This is a genomic window from Nodosilinea sp. P-1105, assembly GCF_012911975.1.
Lineage (GTDB): Bacteria > Cyanobacteriota > Cyanobacteriia > Phormidesmidales > Phormidesmidaceae > Nodosilinea.
Window position 1 is genome coordinate 42,484 of sequence record NZ_SMDQ01000009.1, and the last position, 25,114, is coordinate 67,597.

General features: G+C 56.4%; 24 protein-coding genes and 1 pseudogene. 12 read left to right on the forward strand and 13 right to left on the reverse strand.

The features are described 5' to 3' along the window. Positions 1 to 98 precede the first annotated feature (98 nt). From E1H13_RS06015 to rimO, 3 genes are all read right to left on the reverse strand, one after another. Positions 99 to 296: a hypothetical protein gene (locus E1H13_RS06015; RefSeq protein ID WP_169612500.1), complete on the reverse strand. Its 198-nt coding sequence runs from the start codon at positions 294 to 296 to the stop codon at positions 99 to 101. A 237-nt stretch (positions 297 to 533) separates the two neighbouring features. Beyond that, positions 534 to 1,952, reverse strand: coding sequence for a DEAD/DEAH box helicase (locus E1H13_RS06020; protein WP_169612501.1), 1,419 nt, complete (start codon positions 1,950 to 1,952; stop codon positions 534 to 536). A gap of 49 nt (positions 1,953 to 2,001) precedes the next feature. Then, positions 2,002 to 3,318, reverse strand: a complete 1,317-nt coding sequence (rimO, locus tag E1H13_RS06025; protein ID WP_169612502.1) for a 30S ribosomal protein S12 methylthiotransferase RimO — start codon at positions 3,316 to 3,318, stop codon at positions 2,002 to 2,004. A 467-nt stretch (positions 3,319 to 3,785) separates the two neighbouring features. On the opposite strand from rimO, the gene btpA reads away from it, so the two are divergent. Both btpA and E1H13_RS06035 read left to right on the forward strand, forming a co-directional pair. Next, positions 3,786 to 4,631, forward strand: coding sequence for a photosystem I biogenesis protein BtpA (gene btpA / locus E1H13_RS06030; RefSeq protein WP_169612503.1), 846 nt, complete (start codon positions 3,786 to 3,788; stop codon positions 4,629 to 4,631). An 88-nt stretch (positions 4,632 to 4,719) separates the two neighbouring features. Then, the gene (locus E1H13_RS06035) at positions 4,720 to 5,640 is read left to right on the forward strand and encodes a vitamin K epoxide reductase family protein (RefSeq protein ID WP_169612504.1); all 921 of its coding nucleotides are present in this window, start codon (positions 4,720 to 4,722) and stop codon (positions 5,638 to 5,640) included. Positions 5,641 to 5,650: 10 nt separating this feature from the next. Here E1H13_RS06035 and E1H13_RS06040 read toward each other — a convergent pair. The 3 genes and pseudogenes from E1H13_RS06040 to E1H13_RS06050 all read right to left on the reverse strand — a co-directional run. Then, positions 5,651 to 6,757: pseudogene (locus E1H13_RS06040) on the reverse strand (DUF4912 domain-containing protein); the annotation flags it as partial. 1,262 nt (positions 6,758 to 8,019) lie between these two features. Then, positions 8,020 to 8,274: a hypothetical protein gene (locus E1H13_RS06045; RefSeq protein WP_169612506.1), complete on the reverse strand. Its 255-nt coding sequence runs from the start codon at positions 8,272 to 8,274 to the stop codon at positions 8,020 to 8,022. A gap of 412 nt (positions 8,275 to 8,686) precedes the next feature. Continuing rightward, positions 8,687 to 10,219 (reverse strand): DEAD/DEAH box helicase family protein, encoded by a 1,533-nt coding sequence (locus E1H13_RS06050; protein WP_169612575.1) that lies wholly within the window; start codon positions 10,217 to 10,219, stop codon positions 8,687 to 8,689. 310 nt (positions 10,220 to 10,529) lie between these two features. Here E1H13_RS06050 and E1H13_RS06055 point away from each other — a divergent pair, with 310 nt between their 5' ends. The 5 genes from E1H13_RS06055 to E1H13_RS06075 all read left to right on the forward strand — a co-directional run bounded on the left by E1H13_RS06055 (position 10,530) and on the right by E1H13_RS06075 (position 15,870). Beyond that, positions 10,530 to 11,210 carry a PTPA-CTERM sorting domain-containing protein gene (locus E1H13_RS06055; protein ID WP_169612507.1) on the forward strand — a complete coding sequence of 227 codons (681 nt, stop codon included), beginning with the start codon at positions 10,530 to 10,532 and terminating at the stop codon, positions 11,208 to 11,210. A 348-nt stretch (positions 11,211 to 11,558) separates the two neighbouring features. Beyond that, entirely contained in the window at positions 11,559 to 14,084 is a 2,526-nt protein-coding gene (gene ppsA / locus E1H13_RS06060; protein WP_169612508.1) for a phosphoenolpyruvate synthase, read from the forward strand. Positions 14,085 to 14,278: 194 nt separating this feature from the next. Next, the gene (locus E1H13_RS06065) at positions 14,279 to 14,836 is read left to right on the forward strand and encodes a hypothetical protein (protein ID WP_169612509.1); all 558 of its coding nucleotides are present in this window, start codon (positions 14,279 to 14,281) and stop codon (positions 14,834 to 14,836) included. A 67-nt stretch (positions 14,837 to 14,903) separates the two neighbouring features. Continuing rightward, complete coding sequence (locus E1H13_RS06070; protein ID WP_169612510.1) at positions 14,904 to 15,158, forward strand: hypothetical protein; 255 nt, start codon at positions 14,904 to 14,906, stop codon at positions 15,156 to 15,158. A gap of 121 nt (positions 15,159 to 15,279) precedes the next feature. Then, positions 15,280 to 15,870 carry a hypothetical protein gene (locus E1H13_RS06075; protein WP_169612511.1) on the forward strand — a complete coding sequence of 197 codons (591 nt, stop codon included), beginning with the start codon at positions 15,280 to 15,282 and terminating at the stop codon, positions 15,868 to 15,870. A 110-nt stretch (positions 15,871 to 15,980) separates the two neighbouring features. On the opposite strand, the gene E1H13_RS06080 is transcribed toward E1H13_RS06075, so the two are convergent. The 3 genes from E1H13_RS06080 to E1H13_RS06090 form a co-directional block, all read right to left on the reverse strand. Further along, positions 15,981 to 16,292 carry a carbon dioxide-concentrating mechanism protein CcmK gene (locus E1H13_RS06080; RefSeq protein WP_169612512.1) on the reverse strand — a complete coding sequence of 104 codons (312 nt, stop codon included), beginning with the start codon at positions 16,290 to 16,292 and terminating at the stop codon, positions 15,981 to 15,983. Between the two features lie 104 nt (positions 16,293 to 16,396). Further along, on the reverse strand, positions 16,397 to 16,984 hold the full coding sequence (locus E1H13_RS06085; protein WP_169612513.1) for a hypothetical protein: 588 nt from the start codon (positions 16,982 to 16,984) through the stop codon (positions 16,397 to 16,399). Positions 16,985 to 17,048: 64 nt separating this feature from the next. Next, entirely contained in the window at positions 17,049 to 17,984 is a 936-nt protein-coding gene (locus E1H13_RS06090) for a nucleoside hydrolase (protein WP_169612514.1), read from the reverse strand. 192 nt (positions 17,985 to 18,176) lie between these two features. Here E1H13_RS06090 and E1H13_RS06095 point away from each other — a divergent pair, with 192 nt between their 5' ends. Beyond that, positions 18,177 to 19,124 carry an S-layer homology domain-containing protein gene (locus E1H13_RS06095; RefSeq protein WP_347404126.1) on the forward strand — a complete coding sequence of 316 codons (948 nt, stop codon included), beginning with the start codon at positions 18,177 to 18,179 and terminating at the stop codon, positions 19,122 to 19,124. A gap of 59 nt (positions 19,125 to 19,183) precedes the next feature. Here E1H13_RS06095 and E1H13_RS06100 read toward each other — a convergent pair whose 3' ends face one another. Further along, positions 19,184 to 19,495: a TMEM14 family protein gene (locus E1H13_RS06100; RefSeq protein WP_169612515.1), complete on the reverse strand. Its 312-nt coding sequence runs from the start codon at positions 19,493 to 19,495 to the stop codon at positions 19,184 to 19,186. A gap of 185 nt (positions 19,496 to 19,680) precedes the next feature. Beyond that, a complete protein-coding gene (psaK, locus tag E1H13_RS06105) occupies positions 19,681 to 19,941 on the reverse strand; it encodes a photosystem I reaction center subunit PsaK (RefSeq protein WP_169612516.1) in 261 nt (86 codons plus the stop codon). A 373-nt stretch (positions 19,942 to 20,314) separates the two neighbouring features. Here psaK and E1H13_RS06110 point away from each other — a divergent pair, with 373 nt between their 5' ends. From E1H13_RS06110 to thiD, 4 genes are all read left to right on the forward strand, one after another. Further along, entirely contained in the window at positions 20,315 to 20,743 is a 429-nt protein-coding gene (locus tag E1H13_RS06110) for a hypothetical protein (protein WP_206070102.1), read from the forward strand. A 38-nt stretch (positions 20,744 to 20,781) separates the two neighbouring features. Next, the gene (locus E1H13_RS06115; RefSeq protein ID WP_169612518.1) at positions 20,782 to 21,633 is read left to right on the forward strand and encodes an FtsQ-type POTRA domain-containing protein; all 852 of its coding nucleotides are present in this window, start codon (positions 20,782 to 20,784) and stop codon (positions 21,631 to 21,633) included. A gap of 465 nt (positions 21,634 to 22,098) precedes the next feature. Further along, on the forward strand, positions 22,099 to 23,310 hold the full coding sequence (ftsZ, locus tag E1H13_RS06120) for a cell division protein FtsZ (protein ID WP_278002499.1): 1,212 nt from the start codon (positions 22,099 to 22,101) through the stop codon (positions 23,308 to 23,310). A 2-nt stretch (positions 23,311 to 23,312) separates the two neighbouring features. Further along, complete coding sequence (gene thiD / locus E1H13_RS06125) at positions 23,313 to 24,128, forward strand: bifunctional hydroxymethylpyrimidine kinase/phosphomethylpyrimidine kinase (protein WP_169612519.1); 816 nt, start codon at positions 23,313 to 23,315, stop codon at positions 24,126 to 24,128. Positions 24,129 to 24,169: 41 nt separating this feature from the next. On the opposite strand, the gene E1H13_RS06130 is transcribed toward thiD, so the two are convergent. Both E1H13_RS06130 and E1H13_RS06135 read right to left on the reverse strand, forming a co-directional pair. Continuing rightward, on the reverse strand, positions 24,170 to 24,703 hold the full coding sequence (locus E1H13_RS06130; RefSeq protein WP_169612520.1) for a hypothetical protein: 534 nt from the start codon (positions 24,701 to 24,703) through the stop codon (positions 24,170 to 24,172). Between the two features lie 3 nt (positions 24,704 to 24,706). Then, positions 24,707 to 25,087 (reverse strand): hypothetical protein, encoded by a 381-nt coding sequence (locus E1H13_RS06135; protein ID WP_169612521.1) that lies wholly within the window; start codon positions 25,085 to 25,087, stop codon positions 24,707 to 24,709. Between the last annotated feature and the right edge of the window lie 27 nt (positions 25,088 to 25,114).

Consider the following 25,114-nt stretch of genomic DNA (forward strand, 5'->3'; position numbering starts at 1 on the left):
GACTTAGTCTTACCATATCGTAATCTGCTGAGGGCTGGCACAGTAGCAGGATGGTCCTGCTGTCAGCACCCATGGGAGCCAGCTGGCGAAAACCGTCCCTAGCCGATGTTGGCAATGCGGAAGCCCATTTGGCACTCAAACTGAGCAGGCCGGTCACCCCCTATGCCCGTAATCAATTTACCACAGCGCAGTTCTCCCTGCTGCCAGCGGGGTTGGCCATTATGATCGGCCATCAAACAACCAGCACAGACAGCTTGGGGCGAAATCAGTTGGTTCTCAGTCACCATTACCAGCATGGGAATCACCTCCTGAACATCGCGCAGCCTTAGGGGTATGACCACCTAAACCAATATCCACTGGCTAGATATTAGCGGGAACCCTTTCCCCTAAGCTCCCCTTAATTTTAGGAGGTTCCTTTAGGGTAGGTGTGTCCTTTCATACGCAATGCCAGGAAATGATACTGAATGTAATATAACGATAACCCGCCTGGTGCCCTGCGCGGGTACCTACGATCCCCTCAGGCTTGTTACCTCCTAGTCTTGGGCTTTGGTGGCTTCTCTGGGTTCAGTTTTCCCCGACTTAGATTTGCGCTTTTTCACCGGAGGAGCGGCTTTGCGAGGGCTGGAATCCTCGGTGGCATGTTGATCGTGACGCTGCCAGGCAGGCACAGTCTGGTCATAGGCCATTTGCAGGGCAGCGGCAGCGACGGTACGCAGGTCGTACTCTTCGCTGAGTTGAGACACAATCGGCAAAAATGAGGCTAGTCGCTCGCTGGTAATCGCTTCTCTGACCTGGGTGCGCAGTTTCTCTAAATTGCGAGCCGCAATTTCAGCCCGGGTGGGAATTTTTGCAAAGGTCATGGGCTGCTTAGTGTGGCGCTCAATCTGACGCAGCTTATATTTTTCCAGAGGCGTCACCAGGGAAATGGCAACGCCAGTTTTGCCAGCCCGCCCGGTGCGGCCAATGCGGTGGACATAGCTCTCGACGGCGTCGGGCAAGTCGTAGTTGATCACATGGGTCAGGTCGTCCACATGCAGTCCCCGAGCGGCAATATCGGTGGCCACCACCAGCCGTACCTGTTGCTGCCGAAACCGCATCAGCAACCGCTCTCGCTGGGACTGGCTGAGATCCCCATGATATTCATCGACACTGTAGCCCGCCGCTTGCAGCTGCCGGGTCAGGTCGCCAGCCGTGCGTCGAGTGCGCACAAAGATTAGCGCTGTTTCTGGATCCTCGATTTCTAGAATGGGTTGCAGAGCCCGCACCTTGGTCCAACCCCGAGGGACGACATAGGTCATCTGTTGAATCTGCTTGGGCGAGGCTTTCGGAGACTGGACTGTAACCGTCACAGGCGATTGCAGAAACTTGGTAGCCAGTTCCCGAATCTCAGGGGCCATGGTGGCCGAGAAGAAGGCGGTTTGGCGATCGCCTGGAGCCTGACTGAGAATCTTCTCAACATCCTGGATAAAGCCCATGTTTAACATTTCGTCGGCTTCATCCAGTACCAGCCAGCCCAGGCCCTTTAAAGACAAGGTGCCCCGCCCCAACAGGTCCAGCACGCGACCAGGGGTGCCCACAACAATTTGGGTGCCCCGTCGCAGTTGCTCTTGCTGCCGCTCGATGGACTGACCCCCGTATAAGGCGAGTACCTTAGGTCGTCCTTGCAGGCGATAACTGCGCATGGCCTGACAGACCTGAATCGCCAGTTCGCGGGTCGGGGTCAGCACCAGGGCCTGGACTGTCGGATTGTTGTTGTCCACCTGCTCCATTAAGGGCAGCGAGAAAGCGGCCGTTTTGCCCGTGCCGGTTTGGGCCTGACCAATCAGATCCCGTCCCGAGAGTAGATGGGGAATCGCCTCAGCCTGGATGGCTGTGGGTTCGTGGTAGCCCATCGCCTCTAGGTGGCTGACGCGGGCTGCAGACAACCCCAAGCTGGTAAACGATAAGGTCATAACATCTCCTCGAAACAACAACGAACGGTCAGTCCTTAACCAATCTCCATCACGCCATGACCTGGCCAAACAGGTCATAGGTATCAGCGGCTACAATTTTCACCGGCACAATCTGATTTAGGGGGGCGGCCCCTTCGACATACACCACCCCATCGACTTCGGGGGCAAACCGGGCGGAACGGCCCAGGGCCATACCAGTGGCTGGGTTTTCTTGCTCAATCAAAACATCGACTACCGTACCGATCTGCGACTGGTTGCGCTGCCAGGCAATGGGTTGTTGGGCCAGCATCAGCGCTTCTCGCCGCTGTTCTCGTATATTCTCGGGTACCTGGTCGGGCAAGCTGTAGGCGGGGGTGCCCTCCTCGGCGGAAAAGCAGAAAACCCCCACATGATCAAATTGATGCCGGTCGACAAACTCCAGCAAATGCTGGAAATGGGCCTTGGTTTCCCCGGGGAAGCCAACGATAAATGTAGTTCTCAGTACGGCTTCCGGCAGGGCGGCTTTAATGCGTTCAATCACATGATCGTTCACCTGCCCCTGCCAGGGACGATTCATCGCCCGCAGTACCTCCGGGTGGGAATGTTGCAGGGGTAAATCGAGATACGGCAGTACGTTGGGGGTTTCGCGAATGGCTGCAATCACCTCAGGGGTGAGGCCAGTGGGGTAGGCATAATGCATCCGGATCCAGGGCACGTCCACGTCTCCCAAGGCCCGCAGCAAATCGGCTAGGCGGGGCTTACCATAGAGGTCAACCCCATAGTTAGTGGTGATTTGGGAAATCAACACCAGTTCCTGGACCCCTTCACTGGCAAGTTGGTGGGCTTCGGCCACAATGGATTCAATCGGGCGCGATCGCTGGTTGCCCCGCAGGTGGGGAATTATGCAAAAGGCGCAGCGGTAATCACACCCCTCGGCTACCCGCACGTAGGCCACGCTAGAGGCGGTAGTGCGATAGCGGGGTACAGTTTCGTCAGCGATGTAAGTGGGCTCTGGCGTTACCAGTTTCACGCGCTCTCCAGCCTCGGCCCGTTCGATCACGGTCACAATCTGGTGGTAATCTCCGGTGCCCACTAGGGCCACAGCTTCTGGAATTTCCTGTAGTAGCTGATCTTGAAAGTGCTGAGCCAGACAGCCTGTAATCACCACCTTTTTATCAGCCGTGGCCAACTCCACCAGGGTGCGTACCGACTCCTGCCGGGCTTCTTCAATAAAACTACAGGTGTTGACAACCACATAGTCGGCCAACTCCTCGTTAGCGTCTACCTGATAACCAGCCTGCACCAGCAGGCCTAACATGTGCTCGGTATCGACCCGATTCTTCTCGCAACCAAGATGATTGAAGGCAATGGTTGGCTTTAACCCCATGGCGGTGCTTAATCCTCTGACAGTGCTGATCATTTGACGACTCTGACCTATGACGCGGCTAGCGGCTCCTGGTCACTGTACCGCTCAGACGACGGCAAGATGACTGACCAAGCCTTGGGTACAAACGCATAGGACAAAGGTTAAACTAGGCGTCCATCCGTGTTGTGTTGACAGCTGCGCTGACAGCTGTGTTGACAGATTGCCCAGCAAACTTTTCAGTCAATGTCACCTAGGGGCAATACAAATTAACACATGTAAATAATACATCACAAAAGCATGGCCTGCTGAGGCCGTTGGCCATGGCCTGGGAGAAGGCTTGCTGGGGAATCATGAGATCAGGATATAGCCCGTTATGACACCGCAGTGTTGATATGCTGATAATGTAATTGAGGTTCTGGGGTAGCTGCGGCTGTGCTCAGATACATTTTACGGTTGTGTAGCTAATTTAGAGTCCAGGCACGATTAACGTGGACTTAACTGAGATCTTTGGAAGTCAAAACCCTGTCCTAGGGGTCGTTCATCTTCTGCCATTACCGGGGTCGCCCCGCTGGCAAGGGGACTTACAAGTTGTGATTGATCGGGCTGAGCAGGAGGCCACCGCCTTGGCGTCAGGTGGGGTCAATGGCATCATTGTGGAAAATTTCTTTGATGCCCCTTTTACGAAAGGCCAGGTCGATCCAGCGGTGGTCAGCGCCATGAGTCTAGTGGTCCAGAGGCTGCAAACGCTGATTACCCTACCGATTGGCATCAATGTGCTGCGCAATGATGGTCGCAGCGCCCTGGCGGTTGCCACTTGTGTAGGGGCCGAATTTATCCGGGTGAATGTGCTGACGGGGGTGATGGCCACAGACCAAGGGCTGATCGAGGGCTGTGCCCATGATTTGCTGCGCTACCGTCAGACTCTGGGGAGTCAGGTCAGTATTTTGGCGGATGTGCTGGTTAAACATGCTCGCCCCCTCAGTTCTCCGAACTTGACCACGGCGGTACAAGAGACGATTCACCGTGGCATGGCCGATGGAATTATTTTGTCGGGTTGGGCGACGGGTAGCCCCCCCAGTCTGGAGGACTTGGAACTGGCCAAGGCTGCCGCTGGCGATCATCCGGTGTTTATTGGTAGTGGCGCAGATTGGGAGAACATTGGCACGTTGATGCAGGCCGCCGATGGGGTGATTGTGGCCAGTTCCCTGAAGCGCCATGGCAATATCAACCAACCCATCGACCCCATTCGGGTCGGGCAGTTTGTGGAGGCCATGCAGGAAAGCTTGTTGAAGGATGATGCTCCCTTGTCAACACCGACGATGGTGGTTCCTTAACGAGGACGTACTAAGCTAAGCGACGCACTAAGATAGGGCACGACAGGGTACCCTAAGGATTGCTAGGTCGTTTCTGATGGGGAGAATCATGGGACGTCGTCGTCAAGAAAGCCGTTGGATACATCGTTGGTCTCGCTGGCTACTGGTTGGCATCGCCGGCCTGGGGGCCATAGAAACTGCCTATCTAACCGTGATCAAGCTGACGGGTAGTGGTGCTTGTCCGACCGAAGGCTGCGATCGCGTCCTGTCTAGCCCCTATGCTGAAGTTTTTGGTTTGCCCCTAACCCTGTTTGGCTTTCTGGGCTATACGGCGATGCTGGGCTTAGCGATCGCCCCATTGCTGGTGAATGCGGATCAGCAGAAGTCGCTGTGGCAAAAGCTCAATAGCCAAACCTGGCCCCTGATCTTTCTTTTAGCCACAGCCATGGTGGTGTTTAGCGCTTACCTGATGAGCGTCATGGCCTTTGAAATTCAGGCTTTTTGTCCCTTCTGTGTGGCCTCTGCCCTATTTTCCCTGTCACTATTTGTGATCGCCTTGGTGGGCCACCCTTGGGAAGACTGGGGGCAGTTGGCTTTTATGGGGATCATTGCAGGGGTGGTTACCCTGACCAGCGTGCTGGCTCTCTATGCCCCAATTCGAGGAGATGGTCTCGCCAGTAGCGTTGCTGTAGGACAAGCTGGCCCCCCCATCACCTTGGCATCGGGGCCAGCGGAGGTGGCCCTGGCGCGTCACCTAAAGGACACAGGGGCGGTGATGTATGGGGCCTGGTGGTGTCCCCACTGTCACGACCAAAAGCGGGTGTTTGGGGCTGAAGCGGCTGAAACCATGCCTTACGTGGAATGTGCTGAAGATGGGGTGAACCCCCAGGTCAGCCTGTGTCGGTCGAAGCCCCAAATCACAGGTTTTCCCACCTGGGAAATTGACGGGGAGTTTTATCCAGGCACCCAATCCTTAGAGCGCCTGGCTGAATTGTCCGGTTACACTGGCCCCACCGATTTTCGCCATTAGCCATTAGCCATTAGGGTTCTTCCGGCCATTCCGCTTGGGCCTCGTCCCGAGTATTGGTGTGGCGGTGGGGGGTGTAACGCTCAAAGGTCATATGGATCGAGCGGTTTTGCTCTCCATCCGCCGCCACCGCCATAATTGGGTACTCAATCAACCCATCCGGGAAAGGCATTTGGAACCGGAAGGTACCGTCTTCACTGAGTTGAATGGGTACACCGCTGATGGTGACGGTGGCATCCGGTTCGGTAGCACCATAGACAATCAATTCGGCGTCGGCCACCAGCCAAAATTGACGGGGGCGGATGGGCGGCATAGACGCTGAAAACCCAACCCCAGAGAAGGTCAGCCCTGAGATCCCCGACATGGTGGGGCCGGGATAGCCCGAAGGGGTAAAGCCTGACACGCCGGAAAGGGTGGGGACTATTCCACTGGGAGCCCCTCCCATGCCCATGCCCGAGGCTAGGCCATAGGAGCTGATGGGGGGAGCCATGGAACCGGGCAGATGGTGCATCGAACCAAACAGAGAGCCCGCTAGGCGCTGTGACTCGGTCCCTTGGGCGAGGGTATACAGCTGCTCATGCATTCCGACTGGTTGAGCTGTCTGATGGCGAGGATCCATCAGGGTGATCAAAGTTTTACCCTGCAGGTTGTCGTCCCAGCTGACGGTCATGAAGTGGTCTTCGCTCCAGTCGGAGGGGTAAACCGGAGGCACTCGAATAGTGTTGGAGCGGGCCAGCACGAGCCAGCGGCCATCACGGGTCAGATAACCAATGTCTACCTGGTAATCGCGATCGCTGACTGGAATCTGCATGTACCACTCACGGGCCAGTTCGTCACAGTCGAACTGCTGCATGCTATGGGGGGCCTGGTGATCTAAGTTGACATCGGTGACATCGTAAAACCGCAGGCCCAGGTGTTCTCCCCCTTGGCGTCGCAGGTCTTCTTTGTGGCTATTAGGGGTATCCCAATAGGCGTAAGCCCATTGGGGATCGCGGGGCATCAGTACAATGCGGCTTTCCCCATAGCCTGAGGGCAGCGGGGGCAGGCCATCATCAATGTCCGACAGGTCAATGTCGCCATCGGCGGGACGCCCCACCACGTTAAACTTGCTGGCCTCTACCGCCGATTGATCGTCGGTCCCCGCTAAGGAGGCGTTGGCACTGGTAGCTAACCCGGCAGCCCCAGCGGCCCCAGCCATGCCCGTTATCCCCAAGGCGGAGGTTGAGGCCGGGGGTGGGGGCGGTTCTGGGGGCGCGGCCGCAGTGGGTGGTGGGGCCGGGGTTGGCACTGGGGCCGCTGGGGTATCTGCAGCGGCTGGCACTTCCGGCTCGGGTGCGGGTGTCGCAGCGGGGGCCGCAACAGACCTGTCCTCGGCACTGGCCGCCGGGCCGACAGGTACAGGGGGCACATCGGCCTCGGGTAGGGGTTCGGTGGGGGGCACCGCCGGAGCCGGACCGACGGGTAAGGGAGGATCGGCCACATCGCTGGTGGCAGGCGTGGGATCAGACCCTTTGTTGCGGGTTAAGGCCCAGACTAACGCCGCGATCGCAGCTATGGGTAGCAGCAGCCACCACCAGGGAGACACACCTGCTGCCTCAGCATTCACGGCATCGGCATCGGCAGCCTCTGAATCGATGGCTTGAGCCGTCTTTGCCTCGGAGGCCGCTCCGATGACTTCGACCTCTGAAGCCTCAGCCCCAGCGGTGGAGAGCAACGACATGCCTGAGGGCACCACCGCTAGCACAGAAAAGGCTGGTGCTTGAGCCACCCATGCCGTCGAAGTAGTCGCAAAGGTCTGCTCATCAGAGGTCATAGGACTGAGGGCAAGCAGAGCGGCAATAAAAAACCTGGCTGAATACGGCATCGTTTCGGCGAACATCAAAGGGACAGGATGATTGAGGCAAAGGCAACAGTGAGCCAAGGAAGACGCCCATGGCTGAGCTTAAACCTGCATTCAGCAGCGTGCCAGCAGCCTTAGGACAAGTAAACCATCCCAAAGTAATGCTAGAGCTGCTATTCAACTGAAAATCGCCTGAGATGGCAACTCAGCGGCATTTAAGCTAGGTAACGGTTGCGACGCCCTGGAATTACGCTCAACTATCGCAGCATTCGTCAGGGGAGTCAATGGTATAACCAGGACCGCAAGACCGCCTGAGCGGCCCCCGATAGGACGAGCTCGTGTGAAAAAAAATCCCCAACCTCATTCCTGCATAGGTGGGAATCCACCTGTGGGGTAACGGCTCTAGTGGGTACTGCATGTTAAGGCGTATTCCTTGCTCTCCTCCTACCCCACCATGGCGGCTACGGCTACTAGAATCAACTAGAGATCCTCTGGCCTAGAAATTTCCTAGGGCGAACAGTGGTCTTACGTGCAAGGCCTTATCAATCGAGGTGGAGTTCGGCTTGCCAGACTCGTTCTTGCATCTGGCGAAACAGGGCACACTTTTCAGGGGCCGGTTGTCGGCCATTGACCAGAGCCGCTAAAATCTGATCTTCATCTTGCCGGGTCAGACGACCGGTGGCCGTGGCCCGATCGATGATCCCCTGAAAACGACTGAGATCGTCGGGCTTAGCCAGGGGAGAAGAGGTCAGGCTGATATTCCCTAGACTAGGGTCAGTGGGTTTTGAAATGATCATGGCTAAAGAGGGTGAGCTAGAGCAGCATTGATCGTCGATTGGGGTCAGTCGCCAAGCACCGAAAATTAGGGGGCTGGGAACCATGGGCGAAGTGAGTGGTGGCAGGAGCCAGTGACCTGGGGGTAAGGGACGTGCAGGAAAATAAACTACCCGCTGATCGGGCCTCGACTTCGCTCAGCCCTCGATCCCTGAAGGTTGAGCGAAGTCGAAACCTGGCCACTGGGTACACTATTAACCCGCAGATCCCTAAGGTCACTGGGGTACAGTTTATGGCCTGCCTTAAGCCTGAAACCGTGAATCCTAATAGCTAGTCACCTTGAGCGTGACCGTTTCTTATCCTTAGTTTTCCTTGGTTTATTAGAGTATTTAGCCCTAGCCTGGATTGTATGAGCTGGCACACTCTCATAAAGATTTAAGCATTGGGCGATTCAGGGGCAGGGGAGGATGGGAACTTGCCGTCGGCCTCTGCTGCCCTGGGCACCGAGACAGGGGGAAGATCATAGGCTGGCTTCACGGGCACGGGCTTCACGGGTGCTGGCTGCATGGGCACTAACTCAAGCTGACGCACAGGAGCAGGCTCTGTGCCTCGGCGGCGGCGACTGGAAATGGCTTCTTCGGTAGTTTGCTCGGCCACCACTTCGTAGAGGATGGCTTGCTTATGGCCACTGCCCTTGCGTAACACTCGGCCTAACCGTTGGATATACTCTCGGGTGGATCCACTACCTGACAATAAGATCGCCACCCGGGCCTCGGGTACATCCACCCCTTCATTCAAGACATGGGACACCACCAGGGTAGGATAGTCGCCGCTGCGAAAGTTTTGCAGGATGGTATGGCGCTCTTTGACCGGGGTCTGATGGGTAATGGCCGGGATTAAAAAAGTCTGGGAAATTTGATAGACCGTAGCGTTGTCATTGGTGAAAATCAGGATGCGATCGCCCCAATGTTGGGCCAGCAAGTCCTCCAGTACCCGCAGCTTACCCGGCGTCCCTAGGGCAATCAATTTTGCATCTCGGTGGGCCAGCATGGCCCGTCGCCCCGCCTGGGACTGGGCACTGGCCCGCACAAAGCGTTGCCAGCCCTGGGCAGAACTCAGCCAGATATTGGCCTCTTGCAAAAAGCGATTGCGCTGGGCAATCAGTTGCTCATAGCGCTGCCGCTCCTGGTCCGACAGTTGGACCTTGATGGGCACAATCTGAAACGGTGCCAGCGCCTGGCCGGAGAGGTCCGCCGCTGACTTGTGGTAAACAATCGGCCCCAGCAAGTGCCTCAGATCGTCATGGCGCCCATCGGCCCGATCGGGGGTAGCGGTTAGCCCCAGGCGGTAAGGGGCAATCGAGTATTCGGCAATCACCCGATTAAAATCGCTAGGCAGGTGGTGGCACTCGTCGCAAATCAGCAGGGCGTACTGGTTCCCCAGACTTTCGGCATGGATGGCCGCACTGTCGTAGGTGGCCACCAAAATCGGGGTGCGGTCTTTGCTGCCTCCCCCCAGTAGTCCCACTGGTACATTGGGGAAGGCCGCTGTCAGGTGGGCGTACCACTGGTGCATCAGATCCAGAGTGGGTACGGTGATCAGGGTACTGCGGGGGGTTGCCTGCATGGCCAGCTGAGCCAGGTAGGTTTTACCAGAGGCGGTGGGCAAGACCACCACCCCTTGCCAGCGGTGGCTGACCCAGGCGTGCAGCGCTTCCTGCTGGTGCAGATAGGGCGGCATCACAGTCTGGGGGTCTAGATTGAGGGCTTGAAAGGTGTGGGCCTGATCAGCAAAGGCTACAGCTTCGGCCCGCAGGGTTTCTACCAGGGTGCGATAGTGCTGGGCCGGAATGCGAAACTTTTCAATTCGATCATCCCAGTGGGCGAAGTCAACCCAGCGTTTACCGCGAGGGGGTGGGTGCAAGATCAAGGTACCGCGATCGTAAGTAAGGGTAGGTGTGCGACCCATGGCAGGTGGTAATAGCTGGGCGTATTGTATCGCGGTGGGTCGGGAACAGTCATACCAGCCAATGGGCCACACCTCCGGCCGTACCGGCAGTTCAGCATTACTGATCGAAGCCATAACCCTGGCCCACGCCTCAGCCGCCGGGGATTGCCAGGACTATAAATTTATCCGGAAGGGTATATGAACCTGCAGTAAAGCTTGAGTAAGACAAAGACGTTGCCTATGGCTAAACCGGAGCCCTAGCCCCGCTCAGCCCCCCTATCCACGCTATTGCCCTTGCTGATCTAAGCCAACCCGTTGCGTCGGTGAGCGTATGCCCCCTAAATTACTTGCGCTGTGTTTAGTTGCCCCGCTAACCACCGTAACCGCCATAGCGGGGGCCACCCCCCTGGCCCCAGAGCAGCCTGCCTATGCCGCAACCCTGGTTGAGTTTACCGGCGGTACTGGGCTGGATTCGTTAGAACTTTTCCCGGGCCAATCGTTGACCATGCCTGAGGGCCCACGACCCTGGAATCAGCTCAGCTTCAACTGGTTTTCCTTCTCAGAGTCTTCGCTGCTGACACCAACAGCATTTGGTACCCTGTTTCTGCTGGATCAGGAATATCTAGGTACGCCAGCGGGGTTAAATGAGACTCTATCCGGCTTTTTGGCTCAGACGTCCCAAATTTCAGCGGGTCGGTATGTGTTTCATCCGCAGGTCACCCTGCAACCTGGTCAGCAGTATTTCTTTTACACCAATGCCAGTGGCCTGATGCTGACGGGGTCCCCCGTGGGGGTAAACCCTGGGGGCAGGTTTTACTTCACTCGCCAGGACACTGGTAACTTTATCTTTGAAGATCAGGCTTCAAATTTTGAGGGCGCGGATGCTAACTTCCGCTTATCTGGTCGGCCAGTGCCCACCCCCGCCATGCTACCGGTTTTAGTGGGTCTGGGAATCGCGGCAGTCCGCAGGCGCAGGGGGGCCAATTCTTTTCCACCAAAGATTAAGAGTTGAAACTTAGACCTTAAAAAACCGTGTTAATGGCCCCAGTCGCAGCCCTCACCTCATAGGATAGAGGAGTAAGAATAATTGCTTAGTCACTCCCTCAGCGGAGCTTCAAGGTTCCTGTAGCGAACGCTTAAGTTATGTTTGGTGGCTGGTCAGCAACTGTTCTGATCAGGTGACTCCTGTGAATTGTAGCCATTTGTTTGCCCACAGGATCGCGATCGCGACTGATGTTCAGCTTGTCGTCTCTAGTGCTCCTTAGCTACGCCTAGTTTTTGTCTCCATCGCATCACCTGCACTGACAAAATTTACGCCCCTTCAGACGTAAATTTTATTCGCCGAATTTGGAGAATCACTATGGTCTTGTCCCATCGTCCAGAAGGTTATGTATCTGCTCAAAAAACCAAAGAAAACGCCTTCATTCTATGGTTTGAAGACGTAGGTATTGACGATATTCCCCTGGTGGGCGGCAAAAACGCCTCCCTGGGCGAAATGATCCAGCAGCTGGGGTCCCAAGGGGTGAATGTACCCACCGGCTTTGCCACCACTGCCTTTGCTTACCGCTACTTCATTGAAAAGGCGGGCCTAGAGGCCAAGCTGCGTGACTTATTTGCCGATCTAGACTTGGATGACGTGTTGGATCTGCGAGTGCGGGGTAAGCAGGCCCGCAACCTGGTGATGAACACCCCCTTCCCCCCCGAACTGGAGGCGGCGATCGCCAGTGCCTATTTGCGCCTGTGCGAACGGTACGGCCAAGATACCGACTACTGCAATCAGTTCGCGGGGGAATACGCCGACGAGTGCCGCAAATTTTCCAGTGACCTGGACGTGGCCGTGCGCTCCAGTGCCACTGCCGAAGACCTGCCCGACGCCAGTTTTGCCGGGCAGCAGGAAACCTACCTGAATATCCATGGGGTGAAAGGGGTGGTAGAAGCCTGCCACAAGTGCTTCGCCTCCCTATTCACCGATCGCGCCATCTCCTACCGCCACCAATACGCCGAGCGGATTGAAGGCTTCGACGAATTCTCTGTCGCCCTGTCCGTTGGCGTACAAAAGATGGTGCGCTCCGACCTGGCCACCTCCGGCGTCATGTTCTCCATCGACACCGAAACCGGCTTTAAGAACGCCGCCCTAATCACCGCTGCCTACGGCCTGGGGGAAAACGTGGTGCAGGGGGCCGTCAACCCCGACGAATATTTTGTCTTTAAGCCTACCCTGAAAGCGGGCAAGCGGCCCATTCTCAACAAACGCTTGGGTAGCAAAGAGATCAAAATGATCTACGACATCGGTGGCGGCAAAGATACCAAAAACGTGCCCGTCGCCGAGCCCGATCGCCATAAGTTCTGCATCAGCGATGACGAGGCCCTCACCCTAGCGAAATGGGCCTGCATCATCGAAGACCACTACAGCGCCAAGCGGGGCAAAGACACCCCCATGGACATTGAATGGGCCAAGGACGGCATCACTGGCGATCTTTACATCGTCCAGGCCCGGCCCGAAACGGTGCAGTCCCAAAAAGCCACCAATGTGATCAAGAGCTACAAGCTCAATGGCAGCGGCGATGTGCTGACCACCGGCCGGGCCGTGGGCGAAATGATTGGCGCTGGCCAAGCCCGGGTAATCATGGAGGTGCACCGGATCGCTGAATTCCAGGAGGGGGAAGTGCTGGTCACCAACAAGACCGACCCCGACTGGGAGCCGATCATGAAAAAATCCAGCGCCATCATCACCAACCAGGGGGGGCGCACCTGCCACGCCGCCATCATTGCCCGAGAGATGGGGATTCCGGCGATCGTCGGCTGCGGCGATGCCACCGAAGTGCTCAACACTGGCCAAGAGGTCACCGTTTCCTGTGCCGAAGGGGAAGAGGGCCGGGTTTACTCTGGGCTTGTTCCGTTTGAAGTGGTGGAAACCCAGCTAGATAACCTACCCCGCACCCGCACCCAAATTCTAATGAACGTCGGCAACCCCGAAGAAGCCTTTAGCCTGGCAGCTATCCCCTGCGACGGCGTCGGCCTGGCTCGGCTAGAGTTCATCATCGCCAACCACATCAAGGCCCACCCCCTGGCTCTGATGCACTTCGATGAACTGGAAGACAAAGCCGCCAAGTGGGAAATCTCTCAACTCACCGCCAACTACGATGATAAGCCCGAGTTCTTCGTTGAGAAGCTGGCCACTGGTGTCGGCATGATCGCCGCTGCCTTTTATCCCAACCCCGTAGTGGTGCGCCTGTCCGACTTCAAGAGCAACGAATATGCCAACCTGATCGGCGGTCGCGAGTTTGAGCCCAAGGAGGAAAACCCAATGATCGGCTGGCGCGGCGCCTCCCGCTACTACGACCCTAACTACACCGAAGCCTTTGGCTTGGAATGTAAGGCAATCAAGCGGGTACGCGATGACATGGGCCTCACCAACTTGATCCCCATGGTGCCCTTCTGCCGCACCCCCGCCGAGGGTCGCAAGGTGCTGGAAACCATGGCCAACTACGGCCTGAAACGAGGGGAAAACGGCCTACAAGTCTACGTCATGTGCGAAATCCCCAGCAACGTGATTTTGGCGGATCAGTTCAGTCAGGTGTTCGATGGCTTCTCCATCGGCTCCAACGACCTCACCCAGCTCACCCTAGGCCTCGATCGCGACTCGGCCCTGGTGGCCCACATTTTCGACGAACGCGACGAAGGGGTAAAAGAACTGGTGCGCCAGGTGATCACCAAGGCCAAGGCCCAGGGCCGCAAGATCGGCATCTGCGGCCAGGCCCCCAGCGATTACCCCGAGTTTGCCGCCTTCCTGGTGGAACTGGGTATCGACTCGATTAGCCTCAACCCGGATACAGTGCTGAAGACTATGCTGGAAATTGCCAAAACGGAGGAGCGCATGGGCTAAGGCCAGTCTAGCTAGGCTGAATAGCTAACCTCTGGGGTGAGTATGGCGTAAGACAATGCTCACCCTTGGAGATTAGATAAGCCACTGTCGTTAGTCGGAATAGTCTACTATTTGGGTAAATTACAAAACGCTATCTCATCTGAGTCAGGCATAATGGGAGATAAACGCATCATTCCTTCGGCTTACAGCGATCCATGGCAGACCCTGTTACCCTTCAGGATATCTACGACCTATTCAAAGCCTCCCAGGCCGAATTGCAAGCCTCACGGGAAGAGTTTGATCGGCGCATGGCCAAACTAGAACAAGTTACCGCCAACACCAGCCGAGAATTGGGGCGTTTGGGCGATCGCTGGGGCACGTTCGTAGAAAACTTGGTAGAACCAGCGGTGCTGCGGTTGTTTCAAGCGCGGGGCATTAACATTCAATCGACCTACCGCCGTGCTAAGTCAACTCGCTCTGTAGCCCCTATGGAAATCGACATTCTTGCCGTCGATGGCGATGTTGCCGTAGCAATTGAAGTCAAATCCCGACTGAGCCAGCAAGATGTGGATGATTTGTGTGAAAAGCTTCAGAAATTTAAGCTAGCTTTTCCAGAACAGTCTCAGCATCAGGTGTATGGAGCCGTTGCGGCCATTGAGTTTGTTCAGGACGTGGACCGCTACGCCTACCGCAAGGGGCTATTTGTCATCCGGCAATGCGGCGATTCGGTGGAATTAGCTAATGATACTGTTTTTCAGCCCAGAGCCTGGTAAGACGGCATCACTGCTAATCCAGAGAGTGCCCTGGGTATCATAAGAACAGTTGCCACTCTGCATCGCTATGGCCCAGGCTACAGACGACGACTTGAATATCAACCCTACTCAAGCCGAGCAAATTCTGGCTGAAATCCGCGAGCTGCGCCAGGATGTGGAACAGATCAGTCAAGACGTTGAGCAGTCTAACCAAAGCACCAACGCCTTTAATCAAAAGTTCGACAACTATCAAAAAGCCACCCAGTGGGTTGTGCAGCTGGCCTTTAGCCTGATCGCCGCTGCCACCGTCACCGTGATTGTTTCGACCGTGGTCGGTAAATGAGTTTAAAGCCCATGTTTGACCAGGCTGTCGTGGATAGCGCCCTATCCCACGAAAAACGCTGCCTTATCCGGGTCAGGCATAATGGGAGGTAAGCGCATCGTTCCTTTCGCCTACAGCACTCATGGCAGACCCTGTCACCCTTCAAGACATTTACGACCTGTTCAAGGCATCCCAGGCTGACTTGCAAGCCTCGCGGGAAGAATTCGACCGGCGTATGGCAGAGTCTAAAGCCGAAGCCGATCGGCATATGGCAAAACTAGAACAACTCGCGGCCGACACCAGTCGAGAAGTGGGGCGTTTGGGCGATCGCTGGGGCACGTTTGTAGAAAATATGGTCGAACCAGCTGTGCTGCGGATGTTTCAAGAGCGGGGCATTGATATCCAAACGACTTACCGCCGAGCCAAGTCAACCCGCCCTGCAGCCCCTATGGAAATCGACATTCTGGCCGTCGATGGCGATGTTGCCGTGGCAATTGAGGTCAAATCTCGCTTAGCCCAACAGGATGTAGATGATTTTTGCGAAAAGCTGAAGAAATTCAAGTTGGCTTTTCCAGAACAGGCCTCTCATCAGGTGTATGGCGCCGTTGCGGCCATTGAGTTTGTTCAGGACGTGGATCGCTACGCCTACCGCAAGGGGTTATTTGTGATCCGACAATGTGGCGACTCGGTGGAACTGGCCAATGATCATAGCTTCCAGCCCAGAGCCTGGTAAGTAAGGCGTCCTGAACGTCTCAGCCCTGAACCCTAACACCTATAACTTGACTACTCTCAGCCAAGGGAGGTTTTATAGTTTGCCAGCCAAAGCTAGCAAGTTGGAGTCCGCTAAACCCGGAAGGCTTCTGACTCGGGGGAAAAACTGATGGGCAAAATGCCATCCACATTCTCTTGGGGGTTTGGAATAATCACATGGGTAGTGACTTCAGCGTTATTGGGGCAGGCCTTGGCGGCCACCAGGCCCGCTTCCACCGCCCGGCGCACCTCCGCCACCGGGCCACGTACCACCACAAACTGCCGCCCACTTTCAGAGCGCTCTTGTCGAGTTAGGGTAACCCGACCAGCCTTAACCATGGCATCGCCAGCCGCCAGCACCGCTGGAAAAGTTTGGGTTTCAATTACACCGACGGCGATAGTCATGCTGGGGCTCCTTCAGGGGGGAATAATCGCAGGGACTGCCCAGGATGATGAAACCAGACCAGCCTCAACTCTTAACTATACCCTGCGGACCATACCCTATGACGCTATAGCTTGATCCCACTGGGCTCGCCGATGGTGGCAATAATGCGATCGCAGCCTGAGTCAGGTTTGGCCCAATCGTAGTGACAATCTTTGGGGTCACCCCAGCATAGGGTGAGATATAACTCGCTGCGGGTGGCGGCGAGCTCGGCCCACTCGCTGGCCGCAATTAGCGTGTTGACATGGTCTAGGGTGGTGGCCCGGGGCACATGACCCGCCAGCCATAGGTTTAGGTCGCCAATGGCCTCTCGCCAAAACTGAATCAGGGCTGGCTTAGCCGCCACCAGGGTGAGCTTATCAGCCGGGATAGCGATCAATTGGGGATGCAGTTCAGGAATGCACAGGCTGCGTCCTTGAAACTGGCAGGTGTGCCACACCAGCCCCGACACCCCATGTTGGCGCTGGTAGTCATGCAGTTGGGCTCGGAAATCTTGGATGGCATAGACTTTGCTGAGTTTATCTGTGCCAATCGCTTTAGAAATCACTGGATTATCCAATCGATCAGCAGAGGACAGCACCAGCCGCTCTCCTTTCCAGGTGGCCCGCAGTTCCTGATCTAGAAAATCGAGCAGTTGCTCGGTGGTATAGCTCATGGGGTCAACCGACAAAGGCTTAGGTTTATCCTATCAAGCCCGACCGGCTCGATTCTGTGATGGTTTATAGTTTTGCCAACCGTTCCGTTAAGAGTTGATAGATCCCGTCAGCAGCAGCGGTTTCTAGCCCCGTGGCATTGGCCGGTTGGTCAGCATTGGGGTAGGGATTGACCACCGTGCGCCCTAGGCAGAGGGGGCTGTCGGTTTCGATCGCCAGGTGTATGGGCCGCCCTGTAAACAGATCGGGTTGCAGCAGATAGGCGATCACGCAGGGGTCATGGAGGGGGGACCCCGCCAGCCCATAGCGGTCGGCATCCAGCTGACCATAGTGACGCAACAGATCCGTGGCCACTCGACCGACGGGGGTATCGATCGCGGCTAACGCCGCCAGTCGTTCTGGGGTGGTCACCACCTGGTGGGTAACTTCTAAACCCACCATGGTCAGGTCCAGCCCGGCTTCCACCACCACCCGGGCGGCATGGGGATCGGCATAGAGGTTAAATTCAGCCGAAGGGGTGACGTTTCCCAATCCCATGGCCCCGCCCATCATCACCACCCGATTAATGCCCTGGGCAATATCAGGACACTGCACCAGGGCGACCGCCAGATTCGTTAAGGGTCCCAGGGTGGCCAGGGTAATCGGGGTTGAGGCTTGGGTCAGCTGATTAATCAAGAAAGCTACGGCATGTTGGGCCTGCAATGGGGCGGTGGGTTCCGGCAAGATAGCCCCGTCTAAACCCGTGGTGCCATGGACATGTTCGGCGGTGACGGGGGGGCACAACATCGGTCGTGGACAGCCCGCAAACACGGGCACATCGGTGCGCCCAGCCAGATGGACAATGCGCCGGGCATTGTATTGGGTCAGGGGCAGAGGAACGTTGCCCGCCACGGTGGTAATACCCAGTACATCTAGGTCCTCGGTGGATGCCAGGGCCAGGAACAGGGCGATCGCGTCATCAACCCCAGGGTCACAGTCAATAATCAGTGGTTGAGCAGCCATCCCCGTCCTCCGTCGGTGTCTATGAGTGTCTATCAGTGGCAGGGTCCATCAGTGGGATTTATCCGTCAAGGTAACAGTCGCTGCCTTCCTGGCTTAAAATTGTGACTATGGCATTACGGTAGGCGATTGGTGAGGAACAGGTCAGCTTTATTCAGTCTGTGTCGCCCCGCTGGGGTTATCCCACGGTTAGCGGTGGTTAGCCTGGTGCTGGTAGCGAGCTGTGCCGGTAGTCCCCTACAGCAATCCCTAGAGGCTGATCCCCAGCTTCAAGATCGCCTGGTTTCTGATGATGCAGAGGCCGAAGCTGAGTCAGAATCAGCGCCTTCTGATGGGGATAACGACCAGGACGTCGCCGACATCCCCCAACCGGGAGATGCGGACTTTATTGGCCCGGTCCCCTACGCCCAGGCTAACGATACCACCCCTACCACCCCTGTCCGCAGCCGCAATGGAAATACCCTACTGAGGGATGTGCCCGAGGATCTGCGACCCTACGTGCAGGATTGGATGGCGTTGGGATTAGCTGGGGAAAACTCAAATGGGGCGATCGCGGATTTAGCCTTTCAGCCGAACCAGCCCATCACCCGGGCAGAGTACGCCCAATGGCTATTTGCGGCTAACAACCGATTCTACGCTGACCAACCGGCCAAACGCATTCGCCCAGGGGCCAGCAGTAGCACCCCAGCTTTCCAGGATGTGCCCACCTCCCACCCCCAGTATCGAGCTATTCAAGGGCTGACGGAGGCTGGCATTATTCCCAGTGCCCTGACGGGTAACGCCACAGCCGTTAACTTCCGCCCCGACGATTCGCTGACGCGAGAAACTCTGGTGCTGTGGAAGGTGCCCCTAGACACGCGATCGCCCCTGCCCGCGGCCACCCCAGACGCAGTTCAAACCACCTGGGGGTTCCAGGATGCTGAGGAAATTGAGCCCCTGGCCCTGCGAGCCGTGTTGGCCGACCGTCAAACTGGAGATTTCGCCAATATTCTGCGTACCTTTGGCTTTACCACCCTATTTCAACCCCAAAAGGCGGTTACCCAGGCCGAAGCCGCTGCTGCTCTCTGGCGGTTTGGCAGCCAAACCGAGGGAGTTTCGGCCCGAGACCTACAACAGCGCGATCAAGAACAAGCCGCTGAGTAACCTAGTGGATCTCGCCATGGGTATCACCATTGGGGAGAGACTATTTTCCAGAAGTGGCCTTAGCCTAGGGAAATCACCATGCCGATCAAGGCCAAAAGACCGGTTACCACCATCAGCAGGGCTGGCATCGCCTTGCGGGTTTGTTGCCAGCGGCGCAAAAAAACAATCACCAGGGCCACCGTTACCCCCATGGCCAACCCGGATCCCGCCGCAGACCCTATACTCCATAGCCAGGCCCCCAGGAACAATAACCCCCCGCTGATCAAACCGCTGATCAGCGACACCTGGCTGCGGGCCTGGGCATAGCCAATGATGCCACCCACCGCCGCCAAAATGCCATAGGCGATCGCGCTCCATACACCCAATTCCATAGTGGCTTGGCCTCGTGGTGGTGAGAAACAACAAAGGTGAGAAACAACAAAGCCCCACAGACGCCAAACGGCGCTATGGGGCCAAAAGCACGCCAAATTAATCAATCAGGGGCTCTATACCAAGTCCAGCTCGGGATCTGGTGTTTTCCCATAGGTAGAACGCCAGGTCTGGACTTGGATTGGGTCTATAACGCCCCCAGATTAGCCAGGCCCAAAATCACTCCAGCCCCGATCAAGTGACCAAAGCTGGCCGTCCCCAGCACCGCTGGTAGCCCAAAGCCGCCAAATAGCTGCGGGGAGGGCATAGCTGGCTCAGCACTGGGGTACTTGATGGTCAGCTTGCCAAAGGCGATCGCCAAAATGTTGCACACAATCATTACCACCGCCACCTTAGGACTCCAGGTTAAGGTGTTGGGTACTGCCGCTAAAACAGGTAGAAATGCCAAAATACAGCCTCCAAGAACGCACAAAAACGCAATGTCATGGGCGCGTCCCGCTGGGGCACCGTCCCGCTGGGGCACAGCCCATACTAGGCTTACTCTTCCATGAGCCCAGGGCTCTGAGGGATTAGCTGTTGCAAGACTTTACAATTTGAACAGAGCTTAGGGACGTGCAGGAAAATAAACTACCCGCTGATCGGGCCTCGACTTCGCTCAGCCCTCGATCCCTGAAGGTTGAGCGAAGTCGAAACCTGGCCACTGGGTACACTATTAACCCGCAGATCCCTTACTTCCTCCATTGGCCAGTGCTCAATAGGAAGTATTTGATCTGACAATGCTGTTGTTAGCGTACATCGTCAGCGAGGATAAACCAGACCTTATGGAACGAGGATTGATGTGGTTGCCCCTGCTAGGTACTTTTATCTGGTTAGCCTGGGCGGGCTGGCGCGAGTACCAAAAGCTACAGGCCTATGAGGCCTGGGCTGCCGATTTTGACCGGGGCAAGTACGACATTCGGGCCGTATTGGCCCAGTCTGGGGCTACCCTGGTCTGGGGGCAGCCTACCCCCCAAGGACCGATTAATCTACAATCCGTTGATCTACATGACGTAGACACCATTCAAGTGCAGGTGAATCGTCAACCACTTCCCCCCAAGACCCTGGTTAAACGGGGACAAGCCATTGAATTAGTCTTACTTCTGGCCAACGGTTCAGACTATCGAATTCCCTTTATTGACTGTGATATGGCGAATCAATGGGAAAAAGCGTTGCAGGAATCGCTACAAACGCTAAAATCGGCATCAACCTAGGCCCAGTCTGGGATACATGGGCTAACCTGGACGTTGCTATGACTGATGTTTCTCCCGTTTCCCGTAGCCAGCTTCAGTCTCGTAGAAAAACCCTACGACGACAGCGACGGCTGACCATTAGCCAAGCCCTGTGGCGGTTTATGGCCATGGCTGGGTTGACGACAGCCATGTTTTGGGGGGCAACTCGCCCCGTGTGGTTAATTTATGGCCCAGATCAAATCATTGTCACCGGCAACGAACTACTGAGTAGCACCCTGATTCAGGATCTTGTCCCCCTTGACTATCCCCAACCCCTGCTCAAGGTAGAGCCAGAGGTTTTGGCTCAGCAACTGCGCGATCGCGCCCCTGTGACCGCCGTCGAGGTTACTCGTCAACTGCTGCCCCCACGACTTAAGGTACAGGTGCAAGAGCGATTGCCCGTGGCCCTGGTCGAGCCTCCCCCCCGCCAAGACAACACCATCGACATTCAGTACCTGCAAGCCGGATTCTTAGATGCTGAAGGGGCTTGGATGCCTAGGTCCAGCGTTGTCCTAGGGGAGAATGCATCCCCGTTGCCGACCCTGCGGCTGCGGGGGGTGCAAGCCCAATACCAACGGTACTGGCCCCAAATTTATACCACTATCCGCCAGAGCCCGGTGGCGATTCAGGAAATTGACTGGCAAGACCCGAGCAACCTGGTCCTACAGACAGAACTGGGGGTGGTTTATCTGGGGCCGTACACCCCAGAGCTAGAGCAGCAGCTAGCTACTCTGGACAAAATGCGCAATTTGCCTAACCAACTGGGTACCGAGGATGTCGCCCATATCGATCTAACGATACCTACGGCTCCCACCATTTCTATCATTGAAGGAACTGGAAACCTATCTGCTGATCCTAGTCAGGTTCCGTAACTCTTCGTCACCATGACAGGGTTGCCTCGGGCAGCGGTACAGTAGGTCAATACCCTGAATTTGTTTCTTAGGGGGCTTTGGGGGGCTCTGGCCCATGGACGGTGACTGACCGGGTATCCCCAGGCAGAATCCTGGAATCTGGACTGAGGTCCTAGAAGGAAATCTCTGCTGCTCAACTTAAGGAAGGATTTTGCTTGTCAAAGGGTTGATTTCGACTTATTTTATTGGCTTCAGGCTAAATTTGAGGAATTTATCATCCTGTTTGGTGTTTTCCACTGAAGTAATCTATAGTTGTCTAAAATCGGCCAGAGTTTAGAGTTTTAGGGCTAGGTGCTATTTTCGTTTTATTGAATTTGATATACTATGGCCTCCGAATCCATGCTTCCCGATGACCGACCGGATGATGGCTTCAACCACGATCATTCTTCGTCCCCCGTGTCAGATTTCCGTTTATCGGTCGACGCTATGCCCAATTCCGCTGCTCAGTCTAACCCGTTCACCCCGGATGGGCTCAATCACAGCCAACCCCACGATGCCAGATCTATGCCCGGAGAAGCGCTGAACCACAACAATACCTTGCCCAGTAGCGTTGCCCGTATCAAGGTGATTGGCGTTGGCGGCGGTGGCTGTAATGCTGTCAATCGAATGATTAGCAGTGGCCTATCAGGTATCGAGTTTTGGTCCGTGAATACGGACGCTCAGGCCTTAGATAGTTCCACCATCACCAATAGTCTGCACATTGGCCAAAAGCTGACTCGGGGGCTGGGGGCGGGCGGGAACCCAGCCATTGGCCAAAAGGCGGCTGAAGAGTCCCGAGAAGAAATTGCGGCATCCTTGGAAGAGTCAGATTTGGTGTTTATTACCGCTGGCATGGGGGGGGGTACAGGCACTGGTGCAGCCCCAATTGTGGCTGAGGTAGCTAAAGAAGCGGGAGCTCTAACTGTAGGGGTTGTCACTCGGCCCTTTACCTTTGAAGGTCGCCGCCGAATGAACCAGGCGGACGAAGGGATTGCGGCCTTGCAAGGGCGAGTGGATACCTTAATTGTGATCCCCAACGACAAGCTGTTGTCGGTGATTTCAGAGCAGACCCCGGTGCAAGAGGCCTTCCGCACCGCTGATGACATTTTGCGTCAGGGGGTCCAGGGTATTTCTGACATCATTACCATCCCCGGTCTGGTAAATGTGGACTTTGCTGACGTGCGGGCGATCATGGCGGATGCGGGGACGGCTTTGATGGGGATTGGGGTTGGTTCTGGCAAATCTCGGGCTCGGGAAGCCGCGATCGCAGCGATTTCCTCTCCCCTGCTTGAAGCCTCCATTGATGGCGCATCAGGAGCGGTGTTTAACGTAACGGGCGGCAGTGATTTGACCCTGCATGAGGTCAATGCCGCCGCCGAAATTATTTACGAAGGGGTAGACCCCAACGCCAACATCATCTTTGGGGCGGTAATTGATGAGCGGCTGCAAGGGGAAGTGCGGATTACGGTAATTGCCACTGGGTTTAATACCCAGTCCGGGGCTCAGCCCGCCCTAGAGGCTGAACGGGTCACGCCCTTTAAGCGCAACCTGTCTGCCCCGCCCATTTCTCCTCCGACCGGTGGTAGCGGCTCAGGAGGGCTGGGCAGCGGCCTCGATATTCCTGAGTTTTTGCAGCGCCGTCGGCCCAATAACCGCTAACGATGACGATGGCCCCTGTTTCGCCGCCCATAGCCCTCACCATTGCTGGTTCTGACAGTGGCGGTGGGGCTGGTATTCAAGCCGATTTGCGCACTTTTGCCTTTCACCAGGTCCATGGCACCAGTGCTTTAACCTGCATCACGGCCCAAAACACGGTGGGGGTTGATCGGGTGGATGCTTTGCCCGCGGCGGCGGTGACGGCCCAAATTCAGGCGGTGGTCAGCGACATGGGGGTGCAGGGCATTAAAACGGGCATGTTGCTGAATCAGGAGATTATCCAGGCGGTGACTGACACCCTCAAGCAACTGTCGGATCGCCCGGCTGTGGTGGTCGATCCAGTGATGGTATCGCGCACCGGGGTACAGTTGATTGACGATACAGCGATCGCCACCTTAACCCAACGGCTCATTCCCCTGGCCACTATCCTCACCCCTAACCGCTATGAAGCCCAGTTGCTGAGCGGATTCATGATCGAAACTTTGGCGGACATGGAAGCGGCCGCCCGTAAAATCTATCAACTTGGCCCCCAGGCGGTGTTGGTCAAAGGGGGTGGCATGGCCGATGACCTGCGCGGGGTCGATGTTTGGTTTGATGGTAAAACCACTCAAGTGCTGCGCACCACCACCGTCGATACCAGCGACACCCATGGCACCGGCTGCACCCTCTCCGCTGCGATCGCCGCTAATCTGGCCCAGGGTAAGGATAACTGGACCGCCGTGCAACAGGCCAAGGATTATGTCACCACTGCCCTGCAGCATGCGCTGCGGATTGGCCAAGGGCAGGGACCAGTGGGGCACTTTTTCCCGCTGCTGCGCTAGTATCGGGTAGCAGGGTTTGACCGGACAGCCGCCAGACAGAATTACACCTGATCGCGATCGCTGGGCCAAAAAGACTCCCAGTCTGGACAGGATTGCTCCTCCGCTGGCCCAAACGGGTGCATGGCGCAGACCAGGGTGTTCCCCCCATGGGTCTGCCCATAGAAATGGCGGCATCCCACACAGGCCGGATAATTTTGTAAAATTGGCTCCACCGTACTGTTCAGCGGGGCCGATACCTCTTCTAACCATTGATCCAACCCCGCCAGCCCAACCACCAGTGGTTCTAGGACCTCATCAAGGTGATCAACCATTTGGTTGACCTGACGCTGCAAAGAAACCTCCAGGGGCTCGATGGTCCGGTTCAACTCATCGACCAGGCGATCGATCTCTGGATCAAGCGCCTCTTGCACCTGTTCAGCCCACTGATCGGTGGTGTCTAGCAAGCTGTCAGAGGCATCTGCCAGGCGATCGTTAACCTCCTCAAGCCAGCGCTCTGCGTCCTGGGTCATCTGCTGGCTGACATCCTGCACTATGCTGCCAAAGGCATTGAATAACTGCTTGGGCCAATCATCCATGGGTTAAAGGCTCGACTTTCGCTTCAAGGTTTCTAACTCTTGCCGCAAGGCCTCCACCTGCTGCCTCAGGGCTGCGGCCTGTTCTGCTTCAGTAGGGGAGACAGTCGCAGGGGTACCCTCAGGGTCATCATCCAAAATTTCAATTCGCCGGGGCTCAGAGGGTTGGGAGGGCGGTGCGGCCTCCTGGGCACGATTCACCATCTCATTGACCAGCCGCTGAGCTTCCTCGGCCGTCAGCTCGCCCCGTTCTACTAACTCATTCATCAGGGTCTGAGTTTGTTGCCGCACATCCTTTAGGGTATCTCCAGCCTTTTCCCCGGCATAGGAAGCCACCCCTACCCCTAGATAGAAAGCCTTTTTAACCACATCTCCGAATCCAGCCATACGAACCGCCTTCCTGTTGTTCTAGAC

Excerpts from the sequence above, each read along its gene's own strand:
- E1H13_RS06015 (WP_169612500.1), bottom strand. The coding sequence starts at position 296 with ATGCTGGTAATGGTGACTGAGAACCAACTGATTTCGCCCCAAGCTGTC.
- E1H13_RS06020 (WP_169612501.1), bottom strand. The coding sequence starts at position 1,952 with ATGACCTTATCGTTTACCAGCTTGGGGTTGTCTGCAGCCCGCGTCAGC.
- rimO (WP_169612502.1), bottom strand. The coding sequence starts at position 3,318 with ATGGGGTTAAAGCCAACCATTGCCTTCAATCATCTTGGTTGCGAGAAG.
- E1H13_RS06035 (WP_169612504.1), top strand. The coding sequence starts at position 4,720 with ATGGGACGTCGTCGTCAAGAAAGCCGTTGGATACATCGTTGGTCTCGC.
- E1H13_RS06045 (WP_169612506.1), bottom strand. The coding sequence starts at position 8,274 with ATGATCATTTCAAAACCCACTGACCCTAGTCTAGGGAATATCAGCCTG.
- E1H13_RS06050 (WP_169612575.1), bottom strand. The coding sequence starts at position 10,219 with ATGGGTCGCACACCTACCCTTACTTACGATCGCGGTACCTTGATCTTG.
- E1H13_RS06055 (WP_169612507.1), top strand. The coding sequence starts at position 10,530 with ATGCCCCCTAAATTACTTGCGCTGTGTTTAGTTGCCCCGCTAACCACC.
- ppsA (WP_169612508.1), top strand. The coding sequence starts at position 11,559 with ATGGTCTTGTCCCATCGTCCAGAAGGTTATGTATCTGCTCAAAAAACC.
- E1H13_RS06065 (WP_169612509.1), top strand. The coding sequence starts at position 14,279 with ATGGCAGACCCTGTTACCCTTCAGGATATCTACGACCTATTCAAAGCC.
- E1H13_RS06070 (WP_169612510.1), top strand. The coding sequence starts at position 14,904 with ATGGCCCAGGCTACAGACGACGACTTGAATATCAACCCTACTCAAGCC.
- E1H13_RS06075 (WP_169612511.1), top strand. The coding sequence starts at position 15,280 with ATGGCAGACCCTGTCACCCTTCAAGACATTTACGACCTGTTCAAGGCA.
- E1H13_RS06080 (WP_169612512.1), bottom strand. The coding sequence starts at position 16,292 with ATGACTATCGCCGTCGGTGTAATTGAAACCCAAACTTTTCCAGCGGTG.
- E1H13_RS06085 (WP_169612513.1), bottom strand. The coding sequence starts at position 16,984 with ATGAGCTATACCACCGAGCAACTGCTCGATTTTCTAGATCAGGAACTG.
- E1H13_RS06090 (WP_169612514.1), bottom strand. The coding sequence starts at position 17,984 with ATGGCTGCTCAACCACTGATTATTGACTGTGACCCTGGGGTTGATGAC.
- E1H13_RS06100 (WP_169612515.1), bottom strand. The coding sequence starts at position 19,495 with ATGGAATTGGGTGTATGGAGCGCGATCGCCTATGGCATTTTGGCGGCG.
- E1H13_RS06110 (WP_206070102.1), top strand. The coding sequence starts at position 20,315 with ATGGAACGAGGATTGATGTGGTTGCCCCTGCTAGGTACTTTTATCTGG.
- E1H13_RS06115 (WP_169612518.1), top strand. The coding sequence starts at position 20,782 with ATGACTGATGTTTCTCCCGTTTCCCGTAGCCAGCTTCAGTCTCGTAGA.
- ftsZ (WP_278002499.1), top strand. The coding sequence starts at position 22,099 with ATGCCCAATTCCGCTGCTCAGTCTAACCCGTTCACCCCGGATGGGCTC.
- thiD (WP_169612519.1), top strand. The coding sequence starts at position 23,313 with ATGACGATGGCCCCTGTTTCGCCGCCCATAGCCCTCACCATTGCTGGT.
- E1H13_RS06130 (WP_169612520.1), bottom strand. The coding sequence starts at position 24,703 with ATGGATGATTGGCCCAAGCAGTTATTCAATGCCTTTGGCAGCATAGTG.
- E1H13_RS06135 (WP_169612521.1), bottom strand. The coding sequence starts at position 25,087 with ATGGCTGGATTCGGAGATGTGGTTAAAAAGGCTTTCTATCTAGGGGTA.